The sequence below is a fragment of the Enterococcus sp. AZ149 genome (genome assembly GCF_051714285.1).
GTDB lineage: Bacteria > Bacillota > Bacilli > Lactobacillales > Enterococcaceae > Enterococcus_D > Enterococcus_D entomosocium.
Window position 1 is genome coordinate 1,682,295 of sequence record NZ_JBIORO010000001.1, and the last position, 22,600, is coordinate 1,704,894.

At 42.1% G+C, this 22,600-nt stretch carries 23 protein-coding genes and 1 other RNA gene; 21 read left to right on the forward strand and 3 right to left on the reverse strand.

Annotated features, from left to right (window positions below; genetic code table 11):
* Positions 1-36 precede the first annotated feature (36 nt).
* The 8 genes from IGI94_RS07855 to IGI94_RS07890 all read left to right on the forward strand — a co-directional run bounded on the left by IGI94_RS07855 (position 37) and on the right by IGI94_RS07890 (position 5,691).
* The gene (locus tag IGI94_RS07855; RefSeq protein WP_042890769.1) at positions 37-582 is read left to right on the forward strand and encodes a DUF1273 domain-containing protein; all 546 of its coding nucleotides are present in this window, start codon (positions 37-39) and stop codon (positions 580-582) included.
* 71 nt (positions 583-653) lie between these two features.
* Complete coding sequence (gene gpsB, locus IGI94_RS07860) at positions 654-1,064, forward strand: cell division regulator GpsB (protein WP_005226142.1); 411 nt, start codon at positions 654-656, stop codon at positions 1,062-1,064.
* Between the two features lie 19 nt (positions 1,065-1,083).
* Positions 1,084-1,449: RNase P RNA component class B (rnpB, locus tag IGI94_RS07865), an RNA gene on the forward strand.
* Between the two features lie 66 nt (positions 1,450-1,515).
* The gene (locus IGI94_RS07870) at positions 1,516-2,679 is read left to right on the forward strand and encodes a THUMP domain-containing class I SAM-dependent RNA methyltransferase (RefSeq protein WP_005236030.1); all 1,164 of its coding nucleotides are present in this window, start codon (positions 1,516-1,518) and stop codon (positions 2,677-2,679) included.
* Positions 2,676-4,190 carry a carboxypeptidase M32 gene (locus IGI94_RS07875; RefSeq protein ID WP_005236028.1) on the forward strand — a complete coding sequence of 505 codons (1,515 nt, stop codon included), beginning with the start codon at positions 2,676-2,678 and terminating at the stop codon, positions 4,188-4,190. The genes IGI94_RS07870 and IGI94_RS07875 overlap by 4 nt, the downstream gene beginning before the upstream one ends.
* A gap of 147 nt (positions 4,191-4,337) precedes the next feature.
* On the forward strand, positions 4,338-4,997 hold the full coding sequence (locus tag IGI94_RS07880) for an HD domain-containing protein (RefSeq protein ID WP_016620164.1): 660 nt from the start codon (positions 4,338-4,340) through the stop codon (positions 4,995-4,997).
* An 83-nt stretch (positions 4,998-5,080) separates the two neighbouring features.
* Positions 5,081-5,461 (forward strand): hypothetical protein, encoded by a 381-nt coding sequence (locus IGI94_RS07885; RefSeq protein WP_005236023.1) that lies wholly within the window; start codon positions 5,081-5,083, stop codon positions 5,459-5,461.
* Positions 5,458-5,691: a hypothetical protein gene (locus IGI94_RS07890; RefSeq protein ID WP_005236021.1), complete on the forward strand. Its 234-nt coding sequence runs from the start codon at positions 5,458-5,460 to the stop codon at positions 5,689-5,691. The genes IGI94_RS07885 and IGI94_RS07890 overlap by 4 nt, the downstream gene beginning before the upstream one ends.
* 158 nt (positions 5,692-5,849) lie before the next feature.
* Here IGI94_RS07890 and IGI94_RS07895 read toward each other — a convergent pair whose 3' ends face one another.
* Positions 5,850-6,176, reverse strand: coding sequence for a hypothetical protein (locus tag IGI94_RS07895; RefSeq protein WP_005236019.1), 327 nt, complete (start codon positions 6,174-6,176; stop codon positions 5,850-5,852).
* 93 nt (positions 6,177-6,269) lie between these two features.
* On the opposite strand from IGI94_RS07895, the gene IGI94_RS07900 reads away from it, so the two are divergent.
* Positions 6,270-7,433 carry a VanZ family protein gene (locus IGI94_RS07900; RefSeq protein ID WP_008379845.1) on the forward strand — a complete coding sequence of 388 codons (1,164 nt, stop codon included), beginning with the start codon at positions 6,270-6,272 and terminating at the stop codon, positions 7,431-7,433.
* Between the two features lie 58 nt (positions 7,434-7,491).
* Positions 7,492-8,838, forward strand: coding sequence for a DEAD/DEAH box helicase (locus IGI94_RS07905; protein WP_005236016.1), 1,347 nt, complete (start codon positions 7,492-7,494; stop codon positions 8,836-8,838).
* A gap of 31 nt (positions 8,839-8,869) precedes the next feature.
* On the opposite strand, the gene IGI94_RS07910 is transcribed toward IGI94_RS07905, so the two are convergent.
* Positions 8,870-9,313: a GNAT family N-acetyltransferase gene (locus IGI94_RS07910; protein WP_087664150.1), complete on the reverse strand. Its 444-nt coding sequence runs from the start codon at positions 9,311-9,313 to the stop codon at positions 8,870-8,872.
* A gap of 70 nt (positions 9,314-9,383) precedes the next feature.
* On the opposite strand from IGI94_RS07910, the gene IGI94_RS07915 reads away from it, so the two are divergent.
* The 4 genes from IGI94_RS07915 to cls all read left to right on the forward strand — a co-directional run bounded on the left by IGI94_RS07915 (position 9,384) and on the right by cls (position 16,341).
* Positions 9,384-10,436, forward strand: coding sequence for a DUF7278 family profilin-like fold-containing protein (locus IGI94_RS07915; RefSeq protein WP_005236012.1), 1,053 nt, complete (start codon positions 9,384-9,386; stop codon positions 10,434-10,436).
* 351 nt (positions 10,437-10,787) lie between these two features.
* Positions 10,788-13,430: an alanine--tRNA ligase gene (gene alaS / locus IGI94_RS07920; protein ID WP_005236010.1), complete on the forward strand. Its 2,643-nt coding sequence runs from the start codon at positions 10,788-10,790 to the stop codon at positions 13,428-13,430.
* Between the two features lie 277 nt (positions 13,431-13,707).
* Positions 13,708-14,850, forward strand: coding sequence for a cation diffusion facilitator family transporter (locus IGI94_RS07925; RefSeq protein ID WP_005236009.1), 1,143 nt, complete (start codon positions 13,708-13,710; stop codon positions 14,848-14,850).
* Between the two features lie 24 nt (positions 14,851-14,874).
* On the forward strand, positions 14,875-16,341 hold the full coding sequence (gene cls, locus IGI94_RS07930; protein WP_008379854.1) for a cardiolipin synthase: 1,467 nt from the start codon (positions 14,875-14,877) through the stop codon (positions 16,339-16,341).
* Here the strand turns inward: cls and IGI94_RS07935 are convergent.
* Positions 16,321-16,737: a ribonuclease HI family protein gene (locus IGI94_RS07935; RefSeq protein WP_005236004.1), complete on the reverse strand. Its 417-nt coding sequence runs from the start codon at positions 16,735-16,737 to the stop codon at positions 16,321-16,323. The genes cls and IGI94_RS07935 overlap by 21 nt on opposite strands.
* 65 nt (positions 16,738-16,802) lie before the next feature.
* Here IGI94_RS07935 and IGI94_RS07940 point away from each other — a divergent pair, with 65 nt between their 5' ends.
* From IGI94_RS07940 to pyrR, 7 genes are all read left to right on the forward strand, one after another.
* A complete protein-coding gene (locus IGI94_RS07940; protein WP_194199743.1) occupies positions 16,803-17,213 on the forward strand; it encodes an EbsA family protein in 411 nt (136 codons plus the stop codon).
* A 208-nt stretch (positions 17,214-17,421) separates the two neighbouring features.
* A complete protein-coding gene (locus tag IGI94_RS07945) occupies positions 17,422-19,092 on the forward strand; it encodes a formate--tetrahydrofolate ligase (RefSeq protein WP_429960799.1) in 1,671 nt (556 codons plus the stop codon).
* 228 nt (positions 19,093-19,320) lie between these two features.
* Positions 19,321-19,728: a hypothetical protein gene (locus IGI94_RS07950; protein ID WP_005235998.1), complete on the forward strand. Its 408-nt coding sequence runs from the start codon at positions 19,321-19,323 to the stop codon at positions 19,726-19,728.
* The gene (locus tag IGI94_RS07955) at positions 19,721-20,428 is read left to right on the forward strand and encodes a CBS domain-containing protein (RefSeq protein WP_005235996.1); all 708 of its coding nucleotides are present in this window, start codon (positions 19,721-19,723) and stop codon (positions 20,426-20,428) included. Before IGI94_RS07950 ends, IGI94_RS07955 begins: the two co-directional genes overlap by 8 nt.
* Positions 20,425-20,910, forward strand: a complete 486-nt coding sequence (gene lspA, locus IGI94_RS07960; protein ID WP_005226122.1) for a signal peptidase II — start codon at positions 20,425-20,427, stop codon at positions 20,908-20,910. Before IGI94_RS07955 ends, lspA begins: the two co-directional genes overlap by 4 nt.
* On the forward strand, positions 20,894-21,802 hold the full coding sequence (locus tag IGI94_RS07965; protein ID WP_005235994.1) for an RluA family pseudouridine synthase: 909 nt from the start codon (positions 20,894-20,896) through the stop codon (positions 21,800-21,802). Before lspA ends, IGI94_RS07965 begins: the two co-directional genes overlap by 17 nt.
* A 243-nt stretch (positions 21,803-22,045) precedes the next feature.
* The gene (gene pyrR / locus IGI94_RS07970; RefSeq protein ID WP_005235992.1) at positions 22,046-22,582 is read left to right on the forward strand and encodes a bifunctional pyr operon transcriptional regulator/uracil phosphoribosyltransferase PyrR; all 537 of its coding nucleotides are present in this window, start codon (positions 22,046-22,048) and stop codon (positions 22,580-22,582) included.
* Positions 22,583-22,600: the final 18 nt, after the last annotated feature.

A 22,600-nucleotide genomic window follows, 5' to 3' on the forward strand; every position in this document is an offset into this window, starting at 1 on the left:
AGTCGTTTGGAAAGAAAAGAGATGACCAGAGAAACAATGAAAACCTTATACTTTACTGGCTATCGTAATTATGAATTAGGTGTCTTTCAAGCAAAAGATCCCAAGATTGCAGTTATTAAGAAAGTAATAATGTCGGCATTGACCAATTATGTCGAAGAAGGGCTAGAATGGCTCTTGATCAGCGGGAATCTTGGAGCAGAGCTGTGGTGTGCCGAAGTCATTGAACAATTAAAACAAACATACCCGGAACTGAAACTAGGAATTATTTTTCCTTTTGAAGGGTTTGGTGAAAATTGGAACGAAACAAATCAGCAGGCACTGCAAACAGCGAAGTCATTTGCCGATTATGTCAATGCCACCAGCCATAAGCCTTACCAAGACCCCAGTCAATTAAGAAATCATACAGCGTTTTTACTGGAGCATACTGAAGGCGCACTTGTGTTATATGATGACGAATTTCCAGGAAAACCTAATTATTTCTTAAGAGATGCGAAAGCCTATAGTGAGCAAAATCCCTACTTTATTCATCAAATAACAATGGATGATTTACAAAACGCAACATTTGATAGTAATTTACTTTGATTTTCGTATATTTTTTGATAGAATGGTCTAGAAAGTGAAAACCATTTGGAATAAACAATGAGGTGTAAATAATGGCAAATTTAATTTATAGTCCAAAAGATATTCTGCAACAAGAATTCAAAACAAAAATGCGTGGATATGATCCAGTGGAAGTGGACGAGTTTTTAGATAATATCATTAAAGACTACGAAAGCTACAATAAAGAGATCTTAGCCCTGCAAGAAGAAAACGATCGTCTGACAGCGAAAATCGATCAATTGTCGAAAAACCAAGCAATCGCTTCTCGTGTTCAACAAGAAGCACCGAAAAGCCAAACAGTCACAAATTTTGATATTTTAAAACGTTTGTCTAATCTTGAAAAAGAAGTTTTTGGCAAAAAGCTTGATCGTGAATCAGAACCTGTCACTCGTTCTTCTTCATACAACAGCAACTATACAAATGCTGATTTTGAAGATGACAATGAAAAAACCCGTCAATTCTAATGTAGAAAAGATAGTTGTGGTTTTCGGGTAATTGCGGCATAACTCGATTATGCTGAGGAAAGTCCATGCTCGCACAAGCTGAGACGCTTGTAGTGTTCGTGCCTAGCGAAACCATAAGCTAGGGTACTTGAGAAAGTAACGGCAGGAAAAATGGCTAAGGTGCAAGCTATGCTAAAGTATCCTTGAAAGTGCCACAGTGACGAAGCAAGCCGGGAAACCGTCTTGGTGGAACGCGGTAAACCCCTCGAGCGAGCAACCCAAACAATGGTAGGGGCACTTTTTGCACGGAAATGAACGGAGCAAGAAGGCAAGTAATTGCAGATAGATAATTACCCAGTGTTTTCTTCTCCCTGAGGAAAATACGGACAAAACATGGCTTATAGAAAATCACAACCTATCAGGGAATCCTTCCAGCAACGGAAGGTTTTTTTATACCAAGAAGGAGAGCGTTATGACTGAAAAAACATTTAATTGTATTGCCACCGCTGCGAGCGGTTTAGAAGCACTAGTGGGCAAAGAATTACGGGATTTAGGGATCGAGTGTGAGGTTGAAAACGGCCGAGCGCGCTTTAAAGGGACAATGGAGACCATTGCTACCGCGAACTTGTGGCTCCGTACAGCCGACCGTATCAAAATCGTCGTTGGGGAATTTGACGTATTGACTTTCGATCAGCTGTTTGAAGAAGTTAAAGCGTTACCGTGGGAAGACTTTTTACCGTTAGACGCTGAATTTCCAGTAGCCGGAAAATCAATCAAATCAAAATTGTATAGTGTACCTGACTGCCAAGCGATTACCAAAAAAGCAATCGTCAATCGCTTAAGAGAAGTATATCATCGTCCGGCAAGTGTGCCGCTGACTGAAACTGGCGCTTTTTTCCAATTAGAAGTCGCTTTATTGAAAGACCATGCGATGATCACATTGGATACGACTGGCCCTAGTTTGTTTAAACGCGGCTATCGTTTAGAAAAAGGGGGCGCACCTCTGAAAGAAAACATGGCTGCGGCTTTAGTGATGCTGACAAATTGGTACAAAGACAAGCCTTTTGTCGATCCCGTTTGTGGATCAGGCACATTGTGTATTGAAGCAGCTTTGATCGGCCATAATATCGCCCCTGGATTTAATCGGGAATTTGTTTGCGAAACGTGGGATTGGTTCCCAGCAGAAGTATTTGAAAAAGTACGGAAAGAAGCAGATGAAGCAGCAGATTATGATGTCGAATTAGATATTACCGGTTCGGATATCAATGGTCGAATGATTGAGATCGCCCGCCGGAATGCGGAAGAAATAGGTCTTGGAGACTCGATCACCTTCAAACAACAAGCTGTTAAAGACTTTAAAACAGAAAAAGAGTATGGTGTCGTTGTGGCTAACCCTCCTTATGGCGAACGCTTAGGAGAAGAAGAGTCTGTTCAGCGACTGTATCAAGAAATGGGCCAAGTGTTTCGACCGCTTAAAACCTGGAGTAAATACTTTTTGACCAGTGACTTGACTTTTGAGACCCATTACGGCGAAAAAGCGACAAAAAAACGCAAATTATACAACGGTGCGATTCGTACCGATCTCTTCCAATACTGGGGACAACGTCCGCCACGCAAAAAGGAGTTTGCTGAATGAAAGAACAAGAATTTCTGAAAGAATTAAAAGAAATCGATCTATTACAACAAGCAATGGGGATCTTAGGCTGGGACAATCAAACGGGGATGCCAGAAAAAGCCAGTGATTACCGGGCGGAAGTTGACAGCTATTTATATGGCCTCTATTTTGACAAAAAGATTGGAGAGCCGATCCAAGAAGCAATCAGCTATTTTGGGAAACACCCAGAAGAATTATCAGAGGTTGGGAAAGCGGCTTATCAGCTAGTCAAAGAAGAGTATGAATTGCAAAAAGATGTACCAAATGAGTTGGCGATGGCGGCTTCCGCAGCAACGTCAAAAGCACATACTGCTTGGCTCAAAGCCCGTAAAGAAAAAGATTTTTCTTTATTTAAAGACGCACTTTCTGAAAATATTCGCTTGACGAAAGAATTGATTCCTTATTGGAAGAAGAATGAGCTGACAAACTATGATGTGTTGTTAAACCAATACGAACCAAATATGACGGTTGAGATCTTGGATAATGTTTTCTCACAAGTGAGAGATGGTATCATGGATATTCGTCGTCAATTGGCTGAAAAAGGAACAGCACCAGATACTTCGATCCTGTCACGTAAGATGACCGAAGCGCAGCAACGTAAATTTATCTCAAAAGTGATTGCCGACTTAGGCTATGACTTTTCTCGCGGCCGCTTGGATAATACGGTCCACCCATTTGCTACGGGGATCAATCACAACGATGTGCGTTTGACTACTCGTTGGAGCGAAAACGATTTTTCAATGGGACTATTCGGTGTAATTCATGAAGCCGGACATGGAATGTACGAGCAAAATATTGACGAAAAATACGAAGGAACACCGGTTCATGAAGGAGCGTCTATGGGGATCCACGAATCTCAATCGCTGTTTAATGAGATCATTATCGGCAGTAATCGCAATTTCTGGGCCAAGCAATACCCATTTTTCCAAGAATGTGCGGAAGGCTCATTTGATGATGTGTCTTTTGACACCTTCTATGATTCTTTGAAGCATTCTAAAGCCAGCTTGATCCGTATTGAAGCTGACAGTTTGACTTACGTAATCCATATCATTATTCGTTACGAGATCGAAAAAATGATCTTTAACGAAACCGTATCGATCGATGAACTGCCGAAAATCTGGAATGACAAATACGAGGAATATTTAGGGATCCGTCCAGAGAATGACCTTGAAGGAATCTTACAAGATGTTCATTGGTCAGGTTCCAGCTTTGGTTACTTCCCATCCTATGCGTTAGGGTATATGTATGCCGCGCAATTACTGCATGCGATGGAAAAAGAAATCAATGTCGATGAAGTGTTGGCTTCAGATGATTATTCACCGATTCGTAAATGGCTGACTGAAAATATCCATCAATATGGCGCATCAAAGAAACCAAATGAATTGATTTTAGATGCAACGGATGAATTATTGAATCCTCAATATCTATTAGACTATTTACGCAAGATCTATTTTAGTGTCTATAAAATCAGCGAGACGCAAGATTTCGCTTAAAAATAACGAGTGGAAAGAAGCTTCGCAAGACGTTGCCGCCCTAACTGTTTCGTGGGATGCTCGTTTTGTTGAACTTCTTTTCCTTTTGTATCGATAACCACTGAAAAAAGGAAGGCTTGCTACTTTCGTATCGAAAGAAGGAAAAAAATGAAGGAAGAAAACAATGTTACCGATCTTAGCAAAGTAATTGCCTATGCCGAAAGTATTTTGGGGAATGATTACACAGGACATGGGTTTGATCATGTCAAACGGGTGGCGGGCTTAAGTCAAGCTATCATCGATGCCGACGAATTGGCGGTTGATCGTTTTGTCGTACAGGCGGCAGCTTACTTGCATGATACGGTGGATGACAAAGTTGTGGCGGATGTCACAGCGGCTTATGCCGAAGTGCGAGTTTGTTTGACCGCAGCAGGGGCAAGTGAAGCACAAACGAAAGAAATTTTTTCTATTATCGAAAATCTGTCTTTTTCAAAAGAACTTTTGCAAGGCGCACAAGTTGTCTCAGTAGAAGGCCGCGTCGTTCGTGATGCAGATCGTCTCGATGCTTTAGGTGCGATCGGTATTTTACGGACGAGCTATTTTGGTGGCAGTCATCAACACCCGATCCATGTCAGTGACTTAGCCCCAAAGACGTTTCAAAATCATGAGGATTACCGAAAAGGGACGACGGTGATCAATCATTTTTATGAAAAACTATTTTTGCTTCCTGAAAAGATGACCACGGATTATGGCAAAAAAGAAGCTCAGCGACGTGTGGTTTTCATGAAGGATTTTTTAGAAGAATTCTATGCAGAATGGGATGTCTAACTTTGTTTAGAGTTTTTTAAACTGAAATTCGATTATTTCCTTTTTCCTTTATTGTTCTTTATAATAGTAAGTACAAAGGAGGGATGGAAATGTACTACCAACAGGCATTACAACCGAGTGAACTATTGCCAGCGATTTCCAATTCAGGGGAATGCTTTTTTGTCATTCGGGCTGAGCTACCCATCCGGCAATATCAAATCGCAGTCTATCTTTACGACGATCAATTCTTTTTGTTGCAAGATGATCGCTTGTTTGATCAAATCGAACAAATCTCTAGTGAGACATTAGGGGACGAGGAAGAGATTTTACCATTTATCGAAGAAGCGTTGGAAGAAAACCATTATTTATTAGTGGAAAAAGCGTTTATTCGTTTAGATCTATCTACTTTACAAAAGATGACCGATCTTACTAGTTTCGATATCTTGTTTTATGAATTTTTTGATTCATGGGGGGAAGAAGAATGAAACGGACTGAATACGTAACACTCCAAGACAAAACATTGATTGACCTTTTCCAGCAGTTAGGAGAGGATGTTTCGAATCTCGAGCTGATCGATGAAGAAAAGAATATCGATGTGGTGGTTGTGTCGAATAGTGACTGGCAATATTTATTGGAACAAGTCAATGATGATGTAAAAGAATCTTTTGCTGATACGTCAGAGACAGACCTGGATGAAGAACTAGCCGACGAATAAACGCTTTTTGTGGTTGATAAACTGTTTTACTACGGGAGTGGTGGTTGGATCTTTTGAAGGGGTTTAGCAATCTAGGCAGCTTACCAAAAAAAATACGAAGCGATCTCATTTCCCATTAAGAGGAACAGGATCATTTCGTATTTCTAGGTAGGTTGCTTTTATTTTGTCCGCAGACGAACGTTTTTGACTTTTAGATAGCCGCGAATCAAGTTGAGAATAAGTAAAAGAATGCCCACAATCAATGGAATCGCTAATAAGTAGGGCGAGTAAAGGTGGGTTTCTTGCACGTGTTCAAGAGAAGTTTTCTCCACTTCATTGATGGCTTGTTGAATGACTTGTAAACTAAATCCAGTCAGAAAACCAGCAATGATGAATAGGGCAAATCCTAAGTAGGGTATATCGGAAGACCGACGAAAAAGAGCAAAAGCTACATATAAAACCAAAAGGAATGCCGGTACGCCAAAGGCAAAATAGGGATTTAACATGGTTTTTTAACCTCCTTTTCTTTTATGATACTCCAAAATTTACGTTTTGGGAAATAGCGTGTAAGATAAAAAGAAAACGTGAAGGAGTTCTTTATGTCCGCTTATATTACCCCAATAAAGGTTGCTCTGCTAGTTTTTCCATTTCTAGCATTGGCGATATCAATGATTTTTTTTGTTATCCAATATCGAAAATACGGTCGTTTTATCTTTTCTCGTGCACTGGTTCTTTATTCGTTTGTCTTCTATTTATTATGCGCCTATTTTTTAGTTATTTTGCCATTGCCCTCGATTGAAGAGGTAGCTCATATGACTGGTCCTAAGATGGAATTGCAGCTAGGAGCATCCTGGCACCATTTTGTCCAACAGACGGTCTTAAATATCCACGACCCGCAAACCTATCTTCCTGCCATGAAGCAGGGGGTCTTTCTCGAACCACTCTTTAATTTATTGTTGACCTTGCCTTTCGGCGTTTACTTACGTTATTACTTCAAATGTTCTTTTCTGAAAACGCTGGCGATTACGTTTTGTCTGACATTGTTTTTTGAATTGACTCAGCTGACAGGACTTTATTTTATTTATCCCCGTCCTTATCGCTTATTTGATGTTAATGATCTCTTTGTCAATACACTAGGAGGATTGTTGGGGTGGAGCATTGCCCCGCTATTTACGTTCTTATTGCCATCAAGAGAAGAGATGGATGCCGATTCATACGCCAAAGGTACTCGGGTAACCGTAACACGAAGGATATTTGCTTGGTTGATCGATTGGGGAATACTGAATGTGGTCAGTTTCATTGTGGTGATCGCTGTTCGTTTGCTTACTCAACAGACGGTAAGGGACTTTAGTGGGGACTATTGGTACTTTGCTCTTGAAGTATTACTGTACTTTGTGTTGTTTGCTTATCTTGCCAAAGGACAAACGATTGGAAAAAAACTCGTACGAATCAAAATCATGCAAGAAGCCCGTCAGAGGGTCAGCTTGGCTGCGTTATTGAAACGTTATGGTTTGTTTTATCTGATTTATGCCAGCATCAGTCGGGTCAACATCTTTTTTGCACCGTTTCTTGATTCGGATAATACGCTGCTTCTGGTCGTCAGTTTATTGATGGTGGTCATTTTTGGCTTGATCCAGTTTGGCTTTTACATGAATCTCTTTTGGGCTGCAATAAAAAAAGAAAGCCGCTTTTTCTATGAACGCCGCAGTGCAACGTATACAATTAGCACGATTGATCCAAAACCCGTGACAAAAGAAAGTTAGGAAATCAAGGCAACATATGCTATAATCCAAAGGATGCTAAAAGAAAGAAGGTGTTTGAATGTCTTTTGAGTCATTTAAATTTCAACCATTTATTTATGAAGCACTTGCTGATAAAAAGTTCTCTAATCCAACAGAAGTGCAAGAAAAATTGATACCTGTTATCCAAAAAGGCCGTAGTGTTGTTGGACAATCTCAGACTGGGAGTGGTAAGACCCATACATTTTTACTGCCATTGATGGATAAAATTGATGCCGAAAAAGATGAAGTGCAAGTCGTGATTACTGCACCGAGTCGTGAATTAGCCACACAAATTTATCAAGCCGCAAAACAGATCGGCGGGTTTCATGATCCGGAGATTCGTGTGTCAAATTTTGTTGGAGGAACGGATAAACAGCGCCAATTGAGCCGTCTGCAAAATCAACAGCCCCATGTCGTGATTGGGACACCTGGTCGTATCTTGGATATGATCAACGAACAAGCCTTAGGGGTTCACACTGCCAATGTATTTGTCGTGGATGAAGCAGACATGACCTTGGATATGGGCTTTTTGGAAGAAGTCGATCAAATTGCGGGGCGTTTGCCTGAGAAACTACAAATGCTGGTTTTCTCCGCAACGATTCCAGAGAAATTGCGCCCATTCTTGAAAAAATACATGGCCAATCCATTGATCGAAGAAATCAAATCGAAAGCAGTCATCTCTGATACGATCGAGAATTGGTTGATTTCTACCAAAGGGAAAAATACCAATAAATTGATCTATCAATTATTGACTACAGGCCATCCCTATCTTGCCATCGTTTTTGCCAACACGAAGAGCCGTGTGGATGAAATTACGGATTACTTAAAGGAACAAGGCTTAAAAGTAGCGAAGATCCACGGCGACATCAGTCCTCGTGAAAGAAAACGGATCATGCGCCAAGTGCAAAATTTGGACTACCAATATGTTGTCGCAACAGATTTAGCTGCGCGAGGAATTGATATTGAAGGGGTTTCTCATGTCATCAATGCCGAGATTCCAGCTGATTTGGATTTCTTTATCCACCGTGTTGGTCGGACCGGTCGAAATCAAATGGATGGGACCGCGATCACTTTATATGATCCAAGCGATGAAGGGGCAATCCAAGCCATCGAAGATCTAGGGGTTGTTTTCCAACCGAAGGAAATCAAAAATGGCGAGATCGTTGCGACTTACGATCGGAATCGTCGGCAAAAGCGGGAAAAATCTCGTGACGAATTAGACCCAACCTTGATTGGCTTAGTCAAGAAAAAGAAGAAAAAAATCAAGCCTGGCTACAAGAAAAAAATTCAATGGGCCGTTGATAAGAAGAACAAAGAAAAACGGAAGATCGAACGTCGTCAAACGACTCGAACCGCCCGCAAAAACAAGAAAAATTCGAATAGCTAATGCTTACCAAAACAGCAGTCAAGGAAGAGAACTACTCTTCCTTGACTGCTGTTTTTAATTGTTTGGTCATTTCTACACACAATACGCCATCTTCAGCATAGGGTTCAGATGTTTTTTGATACCCACAGGATTCATAAAACGCACAAGCGTCGATCTCTGCGGATAACACTGATTGGAGGGCACCCTCTTGGACACCACGCATTTCGAGATAATGCAATAATTTGGTGCCGTATTCTTGGTGCCGAAAGGCCTTAGCTACGCAAAAGCGATCAGGTTGCAGAGTGTTCGGTGTAGAGAATTGATAGCGAATGGTAGCGATCGGTGTGTTTCCATCAAGCCAAAGAAAGTATGGACAGGTTTGGTCTTTTTCATCAAATTCCCATTCTGCCGGAATGTGCTGTTCTTCTACAAAAACGGCTTGCCGCAAGGCGAAAACCGCTTGTAGCATCCACGGACTGCGTCCAAAATAAAGCATCAGTCGTTTTCCTCCTTTTTCGTGGTATACTCGTTATATAGTAATTGTAGCAGATGAGAGGAGAAATGACGTGGATTTTTTTGAGGCGTTACAATGGTCAAATTGGAAGACACTGTCCTTTGAAATCAAAGAACAGCTGATCCAGCAAATTTTAATGTATTTTGTCAGTCCTTTAAAGGAGATCACCGATGTCCATTTTAGTCAGTTGACGTATGCAGGATTGAAATGTGCTACCTTTGAATTAACGATCGATGGCGAAGACTTTGTCTTTATACCAGGGAATTCTGAGGCGATCTTAGGTTGGGATCTCGGTGTGCAAGGATTACCGGCTACTTGCTGGAGTAAAAATTGGCAGTCACCACCCAATGAGATCATTCGCCAACTGGAAACAATCTATGAGTTAGAAACCAGCCAGGATTGGGGGATTTTTGTCAATGAGTCGACGAGCCCTTTGCGTAAAGCTGTGATTGATCCCATGCTAGTCCAAAAAAGTTCTCTGCCTGCTGGCGCAAGGTATATCGGGCAGTTAAATACGATCACTGGGGAGTTTCACGGGTTAGTCGATCAATTCAGTGTTTTCGAAAAAGAGCTAAAGGCACAATTCACAGCACCAGCGTCCTTTGAGGAAAGCTTGCGTTGGGAATTACCCGCTTTTTATCACGAAGAGAATCGCTATTTTGCTGCACTAGAGCCGTTATCGGAAACCTATCAGTTATTTACCCACGAATCCGTCAGTCAAACAGAATTGAAACAGCAGTTAGATAAACAAGGCTTTCAGCTGCTTTCAGAGGATCAATGGGAATATGTCTGCGGTGCTGCTACTCGGCGACTTTTTCGCTGGGGCAATGAAAAGTCTTGCGACGATGGTGTCTCTTTGCCAACCGCTGAATTGCTTGAACCGAATTTATTTGGCTGCACCTATGGGCTTGCGGATGCGTGGGAGCTGACAGATGGCTTGTCTTTAAAAATGGAGAACTGGCAAATTTGTGGGCATCCCTTATTCGATGCATTGCCTTATGCCAGTTATTACCGTTCACGGAAAATGCTACAGCCAGATCAAAAGCTTTCTCCGCAGAGCTATCGTTACCGCAAAGCGATTCTGATCAATAAAGACCGGATTTGAGGATTGACTTTTTCGACACATTTCCTTATACTTTGAATGACGAAGGATATGGTCGGTTTGATGATTCATTACAGAAAGTTTTTCACTGCTGAGAGAAAAACATGAATTCAGACGGATTGCTCCCTTTGGTGCTCAACTGCAGCAGAAATGTTGCCGTCCACTCCGCGTTAACGAGTCTAAGAGGTAATGAGTCACATCATTGCAAGCAAGGTGGTACCGCGTATCGACGTCCTTGCTCTGCAATGGTGTTTTTTTATCGTCAAAACGACTCTACAGGCATAAGAGCGCCTTACCAGCAATTTTGTCAGCCCCTGTATCTTAAGCGAACACAGAAGAAAGTAGGAGAATAACGTGAAACAATTATCCAGTGCAGAAGTACGCCAAATGTTTTTGGACTTCTTTCAATCAAAAGGTCATTCAATTGAACCAAGTGCGTCCCTTGTCCCAGTCAACGATCCAACCCTATTATGGATCAATTCAGGGGTGGCAACGCTAAAAAAATATTTTGACGGCAGTGTTGTTCCTGAAAACCCAAGAATGACCAATGCGCAAAAATCAATTCGGACCAACGACATCGAAAACGTTGGGAAAACAGCAAGACACCATACGATGTTTGAAATGCTAGGAAACTTTTCGATCGGCGATTATTTCAAGAATGAAGCGATTCATTGGGCATGGGAGTTTTTGACTTCCCCAGAATGGATGGCTTTTGATCCAGAAAAGTTATATGTCACGGTTTATCCAAAAGACACAGAAGCAAAACGGATCTGGGCAGAAGAAGTCGGCTTGACACCAGAGCATATCGTTGAGATTGAAGACAACTTTTGGGACATCGGTGCAGGACCATGTGGACCGGATTCGGAGATTTTCTATGACCGTGGTCCTGAGTTTAATGACGTAGCGGAAGATGATCCCGAAAACTATCCTGGTGGCGAAAACGAGCGCTATTTGGAAATCTGGAATCTGGTCTTTTCAGAATTCAATCATCAACCAGATGGCTCCTATGAACCACTACCACATAAAAACATTGATACGGGGATGGGGCTGGAACGAATGGTTTCCATCGTTCAAAATGCACCAACCAATTTTGAAACAGACTTGTTTCTGCCGATCATCAATGCAGTGGCAGATTTAAGCGGTCGTGTGAACTACGGCGACAGCAAAACGACAGATATCTCCTTTAAAGTGATTGCAGACCATATCCGCGCGCTTTCTTTTGCGATCGGCGATGGGGCACTTCCTTCAAATGAAGGCCGTGGCTATGTTTTACGTCGTTTATTACGTCGTGCAGTCATGCATGGGAAAAAATTAGGGATCGATGCTGCCTTCTTATACAAATTAGTACCGATCGTTGGCGAGATCATGGAAAGCTACTATCCTGAAGTACTAGAGCAGCAAGAATTTATTGAAAAAGTGATCCGCAACGAGGAAGAACGTTTCCATGAAACCATCAATGAAGGGTTAGATATTTTAAATCAAGTGATCGCCCAAGTAAAAGCAGACAACCAAGATACGTTAGCTGGTCAAGATATTTTCAAATTGTATGATACTTACGGCTTCCCAGTTGAATTGACAGAAGAAGTGGCGGAAGACGAAGGGTTGAAAGTGGACCATCAAGGGTTTGAACAAGAAATGGATGCACAACGTGCCCGCGCTCGTGCGGCTCGACAAACGGAGCTTTCAATGGGCGTACAATCCGCTTTATTGACGGATATCAAAGTAGACAGCCGTTTCGTTGGCTATGATTCACTTGAAGCTAACAGTGAATTATTAGTGATCATCCAAGACGAAGCGTTACACGATTCTGTTTCGACAGGTGAAGCAAAACTGATTTTTGCTGAAACACCATTTTACGCAGAAATGGGTGGACAAGTTGCGGATACAGGCACGATCGTAGCAGAAGATGGTACGATCGTAGCGGAAGTGACGGATGTCAAAAAAGCACCGAACGGTCAGTTCTTGCATACTGCTACAGTCAAAGCGCCACTACAAGAAGGCGTGAACTATTTCTTACAAGTGGATCAGCATCGTCGCAATAAGATTATCAAAAATCATACGGCGACTCACTTATTGCATAAAGCGTTAAAAGAAGTATTAGGTAGCCATGCGAACCAAGCAGGTTCATTAGTTGCTCCAGGACATTTGCGCTTTGACTTTAGTCATTTCGGGCAAGTGACCAGCGAAGAACTGAGCCAAATGGAACAAATCGTCAACCAAAAAATTTGGGAAGCCCTCCCTGTTGTGACGATCGAAACGGATATCGATACCGCAAAAGGCATGGGAGCGATGGCACTCTTTGGTGAAAAATATGGGCATGATGTTCGCGTCGTCAATGTTGCCGATTGGTCGATCGAATTATGTGGGGGAACCCATGTGGCAAATACGGAGGATATCGGTATTTTCAAAATCGTTTCTGAATCAGGGATCGGTGCTGGTGTTCGTCGGATCGAAGCCGTGACTAGTCAAGAGGCCTATACGTTATTGCATGAAGAAGAAACGCAATTAAAAGCAATCGCAGGAATCGTTAAATCTGCCCAATTAAAAGAAGTCGTTGCCAAAACAGAACAACTGCAAGCGCAGCTACGTGAATTGCAAAAAGAAAACGAAGCTCTTGCCAGCAAGTTAGCAAATCAGCAAGCAGGGGATGTTTTCAAAGATGTCAAAGAAGTAAATGGTCTGCGTCTAATCACAGCGAAAGTGACTGTTAAGGACATGAACCAATTACGTCAACTAGCCGATCAATGGAAACAAAAAGACCATTCTGATATTTTAGTGTTAGCTACCGCGAATGATGGCAAAGTGAATCTTTTAGCTGCTATGAACAAAGTAGCCAATGAAAAAGGATTGAAAGCGGGCGATTTGATCAAAGAGATCGCACCTAAAGTTGGTGGCGGCGGTGGCGGCCGTCCTGATATGGCACAAGCCGGCGGGAAGAATCCTGAAGGAATCACAGCAGCACTTGAGACCGCAGCAGCGTGGTTAGCTGCCAAGTAAGCACACTATGGTTGAATCTGTACCCGCGAGTTCCTTTCCTTCTAAGAAGATAGGTGAAAGAGGAGCGTAGGTCTTTAACACATTCCTTTTTTGAACGAAGATGACGGAGGGGGAGACCCTTCCGTTATCTTTTTCCTTTTTTCCTACGTGTTATCTGAAAATGCGTTTGATAATTGAAGGGAATTCGCTTTTTTTTCGAAAAAACGATACGAATAGTTGTTTAATTGAATTCCTTCGGGGTAAAATAAGAAAGATGGTTTTTTGAGAGGGTGATGATTTGCTAAACTTTTTTTTAAATCGTAGCAAAAAAAATGGTGTCTACGAACGCACAGCCATTGGGAAGTTAGCAGGTAGCCTCGGGTTGCTTTCCAACCTCCTATTATTTGCCGGAAAATTTATCATTGGTTTATCTGCACAATCTGTTTCGATTATGGCCGATGCCATCAACAGTCTTTCAGATACAGCCTCGTCTATTTTAACATTGATCGGTTTTCGGATCTCGGCGAAACCAGCCGACAGTGAACATCCATATGGACATGAGCGATTTGAAGCCATCAGTGGGTTTGTGGTATCTTTGATCATCACGTTTGTTGGCGGTCAATTTCTCATCAGCTCTGTGCAACGCATCATGGAACCGACGAGTATCCGTCTTTCACCACTATTGTTTATCGTTTTGGTTTTATCGATTTTGATCAAAATCTGGCAGGGAGCGATGTACCGAAAATTGGCGAACCTGATTGGCTCTCAAACACTTAAAGCCAGTGGGCAAGACAGTCTCAACGATGTGTATACAACGGGTGCGGTTTTGTTTTCAGCGACGATCGAGTGGTTGACTGGCCTACGTATCGATGGCTTTGTCGGCTGTCTGATTGCCTTGTATATTTTGATTAGCGGAATCAAAATGATTCGTTCCTTTATCAACGAATTATTAGGGGCACGCCCAACGCAAGAAGAAGTAGCTGCCATGGAGCAGCGCTTGGATCACTATCCGACGATTCTCGGTTACCATGATTTACTGGTTCATAATTATGGACCGAAAAATCGCTTTGCCAGTGTGCATATCGAAGTGGATGAAACGTGGTCTTTACGAGAAGCGCATGAGGTGATTGATGCTATTGAACAAGATTTTCGCCAATCTTTAAAGGTCGACCTTGTCTGTCATCTTGATCCAGTACCAATTCAAGATCAGCAGTATCGGTATTTAAAAAAAGAAGTGTCAAAGATCATTCGCTTCGTTGATCCGCAGTTACGGATGCATGATTTTCAGGTCAAAGGAGATCTGTTGGCGTTTGATTTAGTGATTCCCGCAAAATCGGCGTATAGTGATCAAGAAATCGAAGAAATGCTGAAACAAAAAATCAAAGAAACACTAGGGGACTATGAATTGAAGCTTGCTTTCGATCATAGTTACCTATTATAGGGTTACAGGATATAGGAGGAAACTATGATAAAAATGGATATGAGCATGATTTCCACGGTATTATTGGCACTTTTGTTTATTAATACGATTGCTGCCTTTATTACTGTTTTTCGGAAACCACGCTCGATTGCAAGTGTCTTTGCTTGGATGATGACGTTGGTATTCATCCCCGGCATCGGGTTTTTGTTGTACTTGTTTTGTGGTCGGGGGATCGACGGAGAAATTATTTATAAATTTAGTGAGCACCACCAAAGTAGGATCAATGAGTTGAATCAAATCATCAAAGTGCACAATTATTCTTTTCCTGAACATCCTTACTCAGATGACAATCATTTATTAGAGCGCTATTTTAAGAACCTTGATGAATCGCCCTTGACTAAAGGAAACAAAGTAGAATTTTATACAGATGGAAAAGAAAAATTTGCAGCATTGTTTGAAGACATGAAGCAAGCAGAAGATAATCTGCATGTGGAATATTATTCGTTTTTTAATGATGAGATCGGTGGCCAATTTCTGTCTATCTTGATCGATAAAGCCCGTGAAGGTGTTGAAGTGCGTTTGGTCTATGATCCATGGGGGTCACCGAAAGCCAATCGGAAATTCTTTCAACCGTTGATTGATGCCGGTGGAAAAGTCGTGCCTTTCATCACTTCGAAGAACCTGATCCGTAACACACGATTGAACTATCATCTACATCGAAAAATCGTTGTGATCGATGGTCAAATTGGTTGGACTGGCGGCTTTAATGTCGGCGATCAATATTTAGGGAAAAAGGCCAAATTTGGCTATTGGCGAGACACCCATGCGAGAATCGTAGGTACTGCCAGTTTTACACTACAAGAGATTTTTATTCGTGACTGGAACGCATCTGTAAAAAAAGAAGAGGATCAACTGGAATACGAGGATCGCTACTTTATTCTACCGCCGAAAGAGCTCTCTGGAAATGTTGATTTGCAGATTGTCGCTGATGGTCCTGAAAGTGAGACCCAAATTCTCAAAGGCGGTTTTGTAAAAATGATCTTAGCTGCCAAAGAATCGATTTGGATCCAAACGCCTTATTTGATTCCTGATGACAGTATGATGAACGCATTGGAAATTGCCATCCACTCAGGTGTAGACGTCCGAATCATGATCCCATGTATGCCTGACCACCCATTCATTTACCGGGCAACACAGCATTATGCCAATTATTTGCATCGTCGTGGTGCAAAAATCTACATCTATAACAATGGTTTCCTCCATGCGAAGACGGTCATGATGGATGATACCATTAGTTCCTTTGGGACGACAAATCAAGACATTCGGAGTTATGCCTTGAATTTTGAAGTCAATGCTTTTGCCTACGATCACGATGTCACGCAAACGTTGAAAGGCTTCTTTGAAGAGGATATGGCGCAATCCACATTACTGACGGATGAAATTTTAGCTAAGCAGTCTTACTGGTTGCGCTTCAAACAAAACTTCTCTCGGTTATTGTCTCCGATCCTTTAATTTCAACGCCTTTGCTAATCCTTGGCGTGCCAAATGGTCGGCACCTTTGTTTTGGCTCTCAGGGATCCATTGGATGATCGCTAAAGGGAACTGTTTCAACAAGCATTGAATTTCCGTTAAATAATCAGAAAAAGCAGGGTTTTTGGTATAATTCTTGTCGATAGTCTGCGCAACGACTTTGCTGTCGGTATAGAGCATAATCGTCTGTTCCTGTAACCCTTTGTCAATCAGCAGCTGCAACGCGTTTACCATCACAGCGAACTCTGCTTGGTGGTTGGTTGAATCAGGTAGCGGAAACGCAATTTGCTCATGCAGATCAGTACCGACAATGACGATTCCACCGCCACTAGGGCCGGGGTTGCCTTTCGTGGAAGCATCAAGATAAACTTTTAACATTGTCTCACCCTTTTTTGATATGATAAAGATAGTATACTAGAAATTTTATGTTGTGAGGAACTTTTATGAAGCGTAAATTGTATTGGCAACCGGAAGCTGCTACAGCGATCATTTATTGGTCGTTTACTATGATGATATTATTTATCAGTTTGATTCTTTCGTTAGAAAATACCAGACCTTATTGGAAAAGCAACCTCGTTTTAGCCGTCTTTTTCTTTTTTGTATGGTTAGGTATTCATCGAAGCATACTCATCAGGAATGATTTGCTCCTTATTCGCTATGCCCGCTTATGGAAGAAACGCCTTGTTTCTTTACCTGAGATAGAAAAATGGCAAATTGAAAACCATTTAATCAGCATTACCGATCATCAAAAAACGTATACCTTCACGTTACGTAAAAAAGATGTGGTATGGTTAGAAACTTTTTTTCAAGAAAAAATCCCTGAAAAAAGGGTGCAGGTCGAAACCAACGAGTAATTCATAGAAATCTAGAAAACAGCGATCACTCCTTTTGGCGGCACAGCCTTAGGAAGGACGTTGTTTTTGTTTACATAGAGGATTCGGCAAACTTCTTGTAAAAGTGTGGAAAATCTCTCTTTCTTTCTGAATAAAATCAAGTATAATAAGAGCATAGCAAACAAAATACATTTTAAAGTGCTAAATAGTTCGTGAATTGAGGGTAAAAATGAAATCAGATATCGAAATTGCACAAGAATCAATGCCTAAACCGATTATTGAAATTGCTGAACCACTTGGTTTAACAGGGGATGACCTAGAACTTTATGGCAAATATAAAGCAAAAATCGAATGGTCAGCAATCAACGAAAAAGCAAACAATCCGCTGGGTAAACTCATTTTAGTCACAGCGATCAGCCCAACGCCAGCAGGGGAAGGTAAATCAACCGTGACCATTGGACTTGCAGATGCGTTAAATCAAATCGGCAAGCAAACCGTCATCGCCTTACGTGAGCCATCATTGGGCCCAGTAATGGGCATCAAAGGCGGCGCCACCGGCGGCGGCAAAGCACAAGTTCTACCGATGGAAGACATCAACTTACATTTCACAGGTGATATGCATGCGATCACGGCTGCCAATAACGCCTTGTCTGCGTTGATCGACAATCATATCCAACAAGGCAACGAATTAGGGATCGACGGACGTCGGGTCACATGGAAACGCGTTGTCGATTTGAATGATCGAGCGTTACGACAAGTGATTGTCGGTCTAGGGGGACCGTTACAAGGCGTTCCCCGAGAAGACGGTTTTGACATCACCGTTGCTAGTGAAATCATGGCGATTTTGTGCTTGGCAACAAGCATTGATAATTTAAAAGAGCGATTAGGAAAGATTTTAATTGGTTATTCTTTTGAGAAACAACCAATTTACGTAAAAGATTTGGCGGTCCAAGGTGCTTTAGCCTTACTTTTAAAAGATGCCCTCAAACCGAATCTCGTTCAAACGATTGAAGGAACCCCTGCGCTGATCCATGGCGGACCTTTTGCGAATATCGCCCATGGGTGTAACAGTGTCATCGCAACCGAGACGGCTTTGCACTTAGGCAAATACACGGTGACCGAAGCTGGGTTTGGTGCTGACTTAGGCGCAGAGAAATTTCTTGATATCAAAACACCGAATTTATCAAAGGCACCAGATGCGATCGTAGTGGTAGCAACGATCAGAGCACTGAAGATGCATGGTGGGGTCGCTGTCGCTGATTTAGGGACAGAAAACTTAAAAGCATTAGAGCGAGGCTTCAGTAATTTAAAGCGTCATGTTGAAAACATGCGTAAATATGGTATTCCAGTTGTCGTTGCGCTTAATGAGTTCTCACAAGACACAGAAGCGGAGCGAACATTAGTCGAAACCTTGTGCCAGCAAATCGACGTCACCATCGCACGGACAGCCGTTTGGGCAGAAGGTGGCGCCGGTGGAACGGATCTAGCAAAAGCAGTGGTTCAACTAATCGAGGAAAAACCCGCCAACTATCATCGCTTGTATACCGACGATTTGCCTTTAGCGGATAAAGCTTCTTTGATCGTGCGGGAAATCTATGGAGGAGCTGAGGTTGAGTTTGCACCAAAAGCCAAAGCGCAGTTACAAAGCTTCAAAGAGCAAGGCTGGGATCAGCTGCCGATTTGTATGGCAAAAACCCAGTATTCCTTCAGTGATGATCCAAAGCGATTGGGCGCACCAGATGACTTTACAGTAACGATTCGCGAATTCGTGCCAAAATTAGGTGCTGGCTTTATCGTTGCCTTGACTGGTGCCGTGATGACAATGCCTGGATTACCGAAGAAACCTGCGGCTATCAATATGGACGTGACTTCTGATGGCCAAGCGATCGGTCTTTTCTAAAAGAGTGATCACAAGCAAAGAAGACATTCGCTGCATTTGAAACGAAAAAACGGAAAGAGATGATTTGAAAGGACGGATGCAAGCGGCATTCGTCTTTTTCTCGTTCATTAGACGTGATGGAAGATAAAAGTAGGGATTCTTGTTATAATAATCAAGGAAGCAAGCAAAAGTCTATTTTCTTTCTTTTGATAATCAAGTATACTTAACCAATTGAGGTGATCTTTGTCAATGGAGCTACAACTAACTAGGAGGACTGGTTTTTATGGAATGGGCAGTCCCTTAGAGGTCATGCAAGGGAAAAAAAGAATCGCTGCCATCAATCATCAGCAAACGATTTTTTTAGAGTTAGCTGAGCAGACACCGATTCGTGTGCGCATGTTTTTTTTAGAAAGTCAGCCTTTTCAGCTACCACAAGGCCAATCAGCGCTCAAGCTGGAGATCGTGATGAATCCTACGCTTAAAAGATTATATATCGGCTTTTATTTAAGCCTTTTTCTCATGATGGGGGTATTGGGCTTATTCTCTATCTCCCTTTACTCGTTGCTTTTTGTCGGGGTGTATTTGGTGGCATATTTTGTCTTTGTTTTGATTTATTTGAAAAAAGCGTATCTTATCAAGGAGGTTCCTCATGGCTAGTGGTGCAGATCAATTTTTGAGTAGTTTTAATCGAATCGAAAAGCGGCTTCGTGACGAATTGGATAATCCACGGAATATGGGTTTTTCTGAAATGGTTCGTCGCTTGTCAAAAAGCAAAAATATCAATGTCAGAAGAGCAGAAGATGATCTATTACAAATGGCTCAGCTGCGCAATGCCATCGTACATGAAAAAATCGGAGAAAACTTTGTCATTGCTGAACCGAATGAATGGGTCGTCAATCGCATTCAAGAAATTGAACGCTCTTTACTGGCACCTGAAAAAGTCATGCCGCGTTTTGCGAAACGAGTGACTGGTTTTGAAAAGCACCTGCCATTACCAGAGTTATTGAAAATCGTTGCCCAAAAGCGCTATTCACAATTTCCGATCTATGATAATGGTCGATTTTTGGGCTTGATCACTTTGCGGATGCTGGGATACTGGTTAGCGAAAGAAAGCCTCCATGGTGAAATCAAGTTGACAGGCAGAACGGCAGATGAATTATTAGCAGGAGATGGGAAACGATCAAATTATTGTTTCGTGTCGGCTGAAACGACCATCGTAGAAGTGGAAGAATTGTTTCAAAAAAATGCCCTGCTTGAGGCGGTTTTGATCACCAAGGATAAAAATCCGAATGGAAATCTCTTGGGCATCATCCGTCCACGAGATATTTTTAAAGAAGAAAGAGTGGAAAATTTATGATCGCGTTGTTTTTTTTGTTAAGTGCTGTTGTCATTGGCTTGGATCAATGGCTGAAAATTTGGATCGTTGCCAATTATCAACTAGGTGAAACACATTCTCTGATCGACAATGTGTTGTCCCTGACCTATCTTCAGAATACCGGTGCAGCTTGGAGTATTCTAGAAGGAAAAATCACTTTTTTTGCGATCATCACCGTTATCGCGGTTGCCGTCGTTGTTTACCTATTGTTTCGTTACCAAAAAAGTAGTTTGTGGTTTCGCTTTGGATTGGCATTTGTTCTAGGTGGCGCTATCGGAAACTTCATCGATCGCTTGCAGCATGGCTTTGTGGTGGACATGTTCCAGCTTGATTTTATCAATTTCCCAATTTTCAATATCGCTGATATGTCATTAGTGTTTGGGGTAATCTTGATTTTTATTTATGCACTGGTAGATGACGAAGCAAAAGGGAAACAAGGAGAATCAAATGGAAAAGCAAATTGAAGTAATCATTAAAGAAGAAAAAGGGCGGGTCGACAAAGTGTTGGCTGAACGCTTGCCTGACCATAGCCGTTCACAAGTTCAACAATGGCTGAAAGAAGATGCCGTTACTTTAGAAGGTGAAACGGTTCGGGCTAATTATAAAGTAAAAGCAGGCGATCACTTGGTCATCCAAGTGCCAGAGCCGGAAGTAGTAGGTTTAGAGCCAGAAAATATTCCTTTGACGATCGTCTATCAAGATGCTGATGTGGCAGTCATCAACAAGCCGCAAGGGATGGTGGTTCATCCATCCGCTGGGCATCCAAATGGCACCTTGGTCAATGCGTTATTGTACCATATGGATGATTTATCCACGATCAATGATGTTGTTCGGCCAGGAATCGTTCATCGAATCGACAAAGATACGTCGGGTCTGTTAATGATTGCCAAAAATGATCAGGCGCATGAGTCGTTAGCGAAACAATTGAAAGACAAAACCTCGTTACGCAAGTATGTGGCATTGGTCCATGGCAATATCAGCCACGAAAAAGGCACGATCAATGCACCGATCGGCCGCTCGAAAGTCAATCGGAAAATGCAGGCGGTGATTGAGAATGGCAAACCCGCAGTGACTCATTTCACCGTGTTGGAACGCTTTGATCAATTTACCTTGGTGGAATTGCAATTGGAAACTGGAAGAACCCACCAAATTAGAGTGCATATGCAATATATCGGGTTCCCGTTAGCCGGTGACCCAATCTACGGACCAAAGCGTACCTTAAAAGGCAACGGCCAGTTTTTACACGCCAAGCTTTTAGGTTTCGCACATCCCGCTACGGGTGAGTCAATGGTCTTTGAAGCCCCATTACCAGAGCTGTTCGCGGACACGTTAAAAAAATTGCGGAAAAATGATTGATTTTTTTGTGTGAGAACTGTATAGTAATTGTAACAACTAAATAGCTCCTTTAAATGTAGTCCCGTGAGGCTAAGAAGGAATGAGTAAGCAGACGACTCCCGCGTTGGAGATTCGAACCCTTACTAGATGATAACGTGTACCCAAAATTCACAGAATGGGATTTTAGGCAACGATCGGAAAACATGACTCCTACCTCAAGCAGGTAGGAGTTTTTTTATGTTCAAAATTAGGAGGGAATAACATATGGCAGCGAAAGAAGTAGTAGATGCAGTAACAATGAAACGAGCGTTAACGCGGATCACCTATGAAATTATTGAAAGAAATCGCGGCATTGATAACTTGGTGCTGGTAGGAATCAAGACAAGAGGCATCTATATCGCTCAACGAATAGCAGAACGTTTAAAACAACTAGAAGGCGTAGAAGTACCTGTCGGTGAATTGGACATCACCTTGTACCGAGATGACAAAAAGGCAGAAGATGATCCAGAGATCCATTCATCAGACATCCCGACTGCCATTGATGGCAAAGAAGTCATCTTGATCGATGATGTCTTGTTTACAGGACGGACGATTCGGGCAGCTTTGGATGCCATCATGGATATTGGTCGACCAAAGCGAATCTCACTCGCCGTTCTAGTTGACCGCGGTCATCGTGAACTGCCGATTCGGGCAGATTTCGTTGGGAAAAATATTCCAACTGCTTTAAGTGAAGAAATTATCGTGGAGATGGAAGAATCAGATGGTTCTGACCGGATCATGATCAATAAAGAAAACGACTAGGAAGAAGAGTGACAGCAA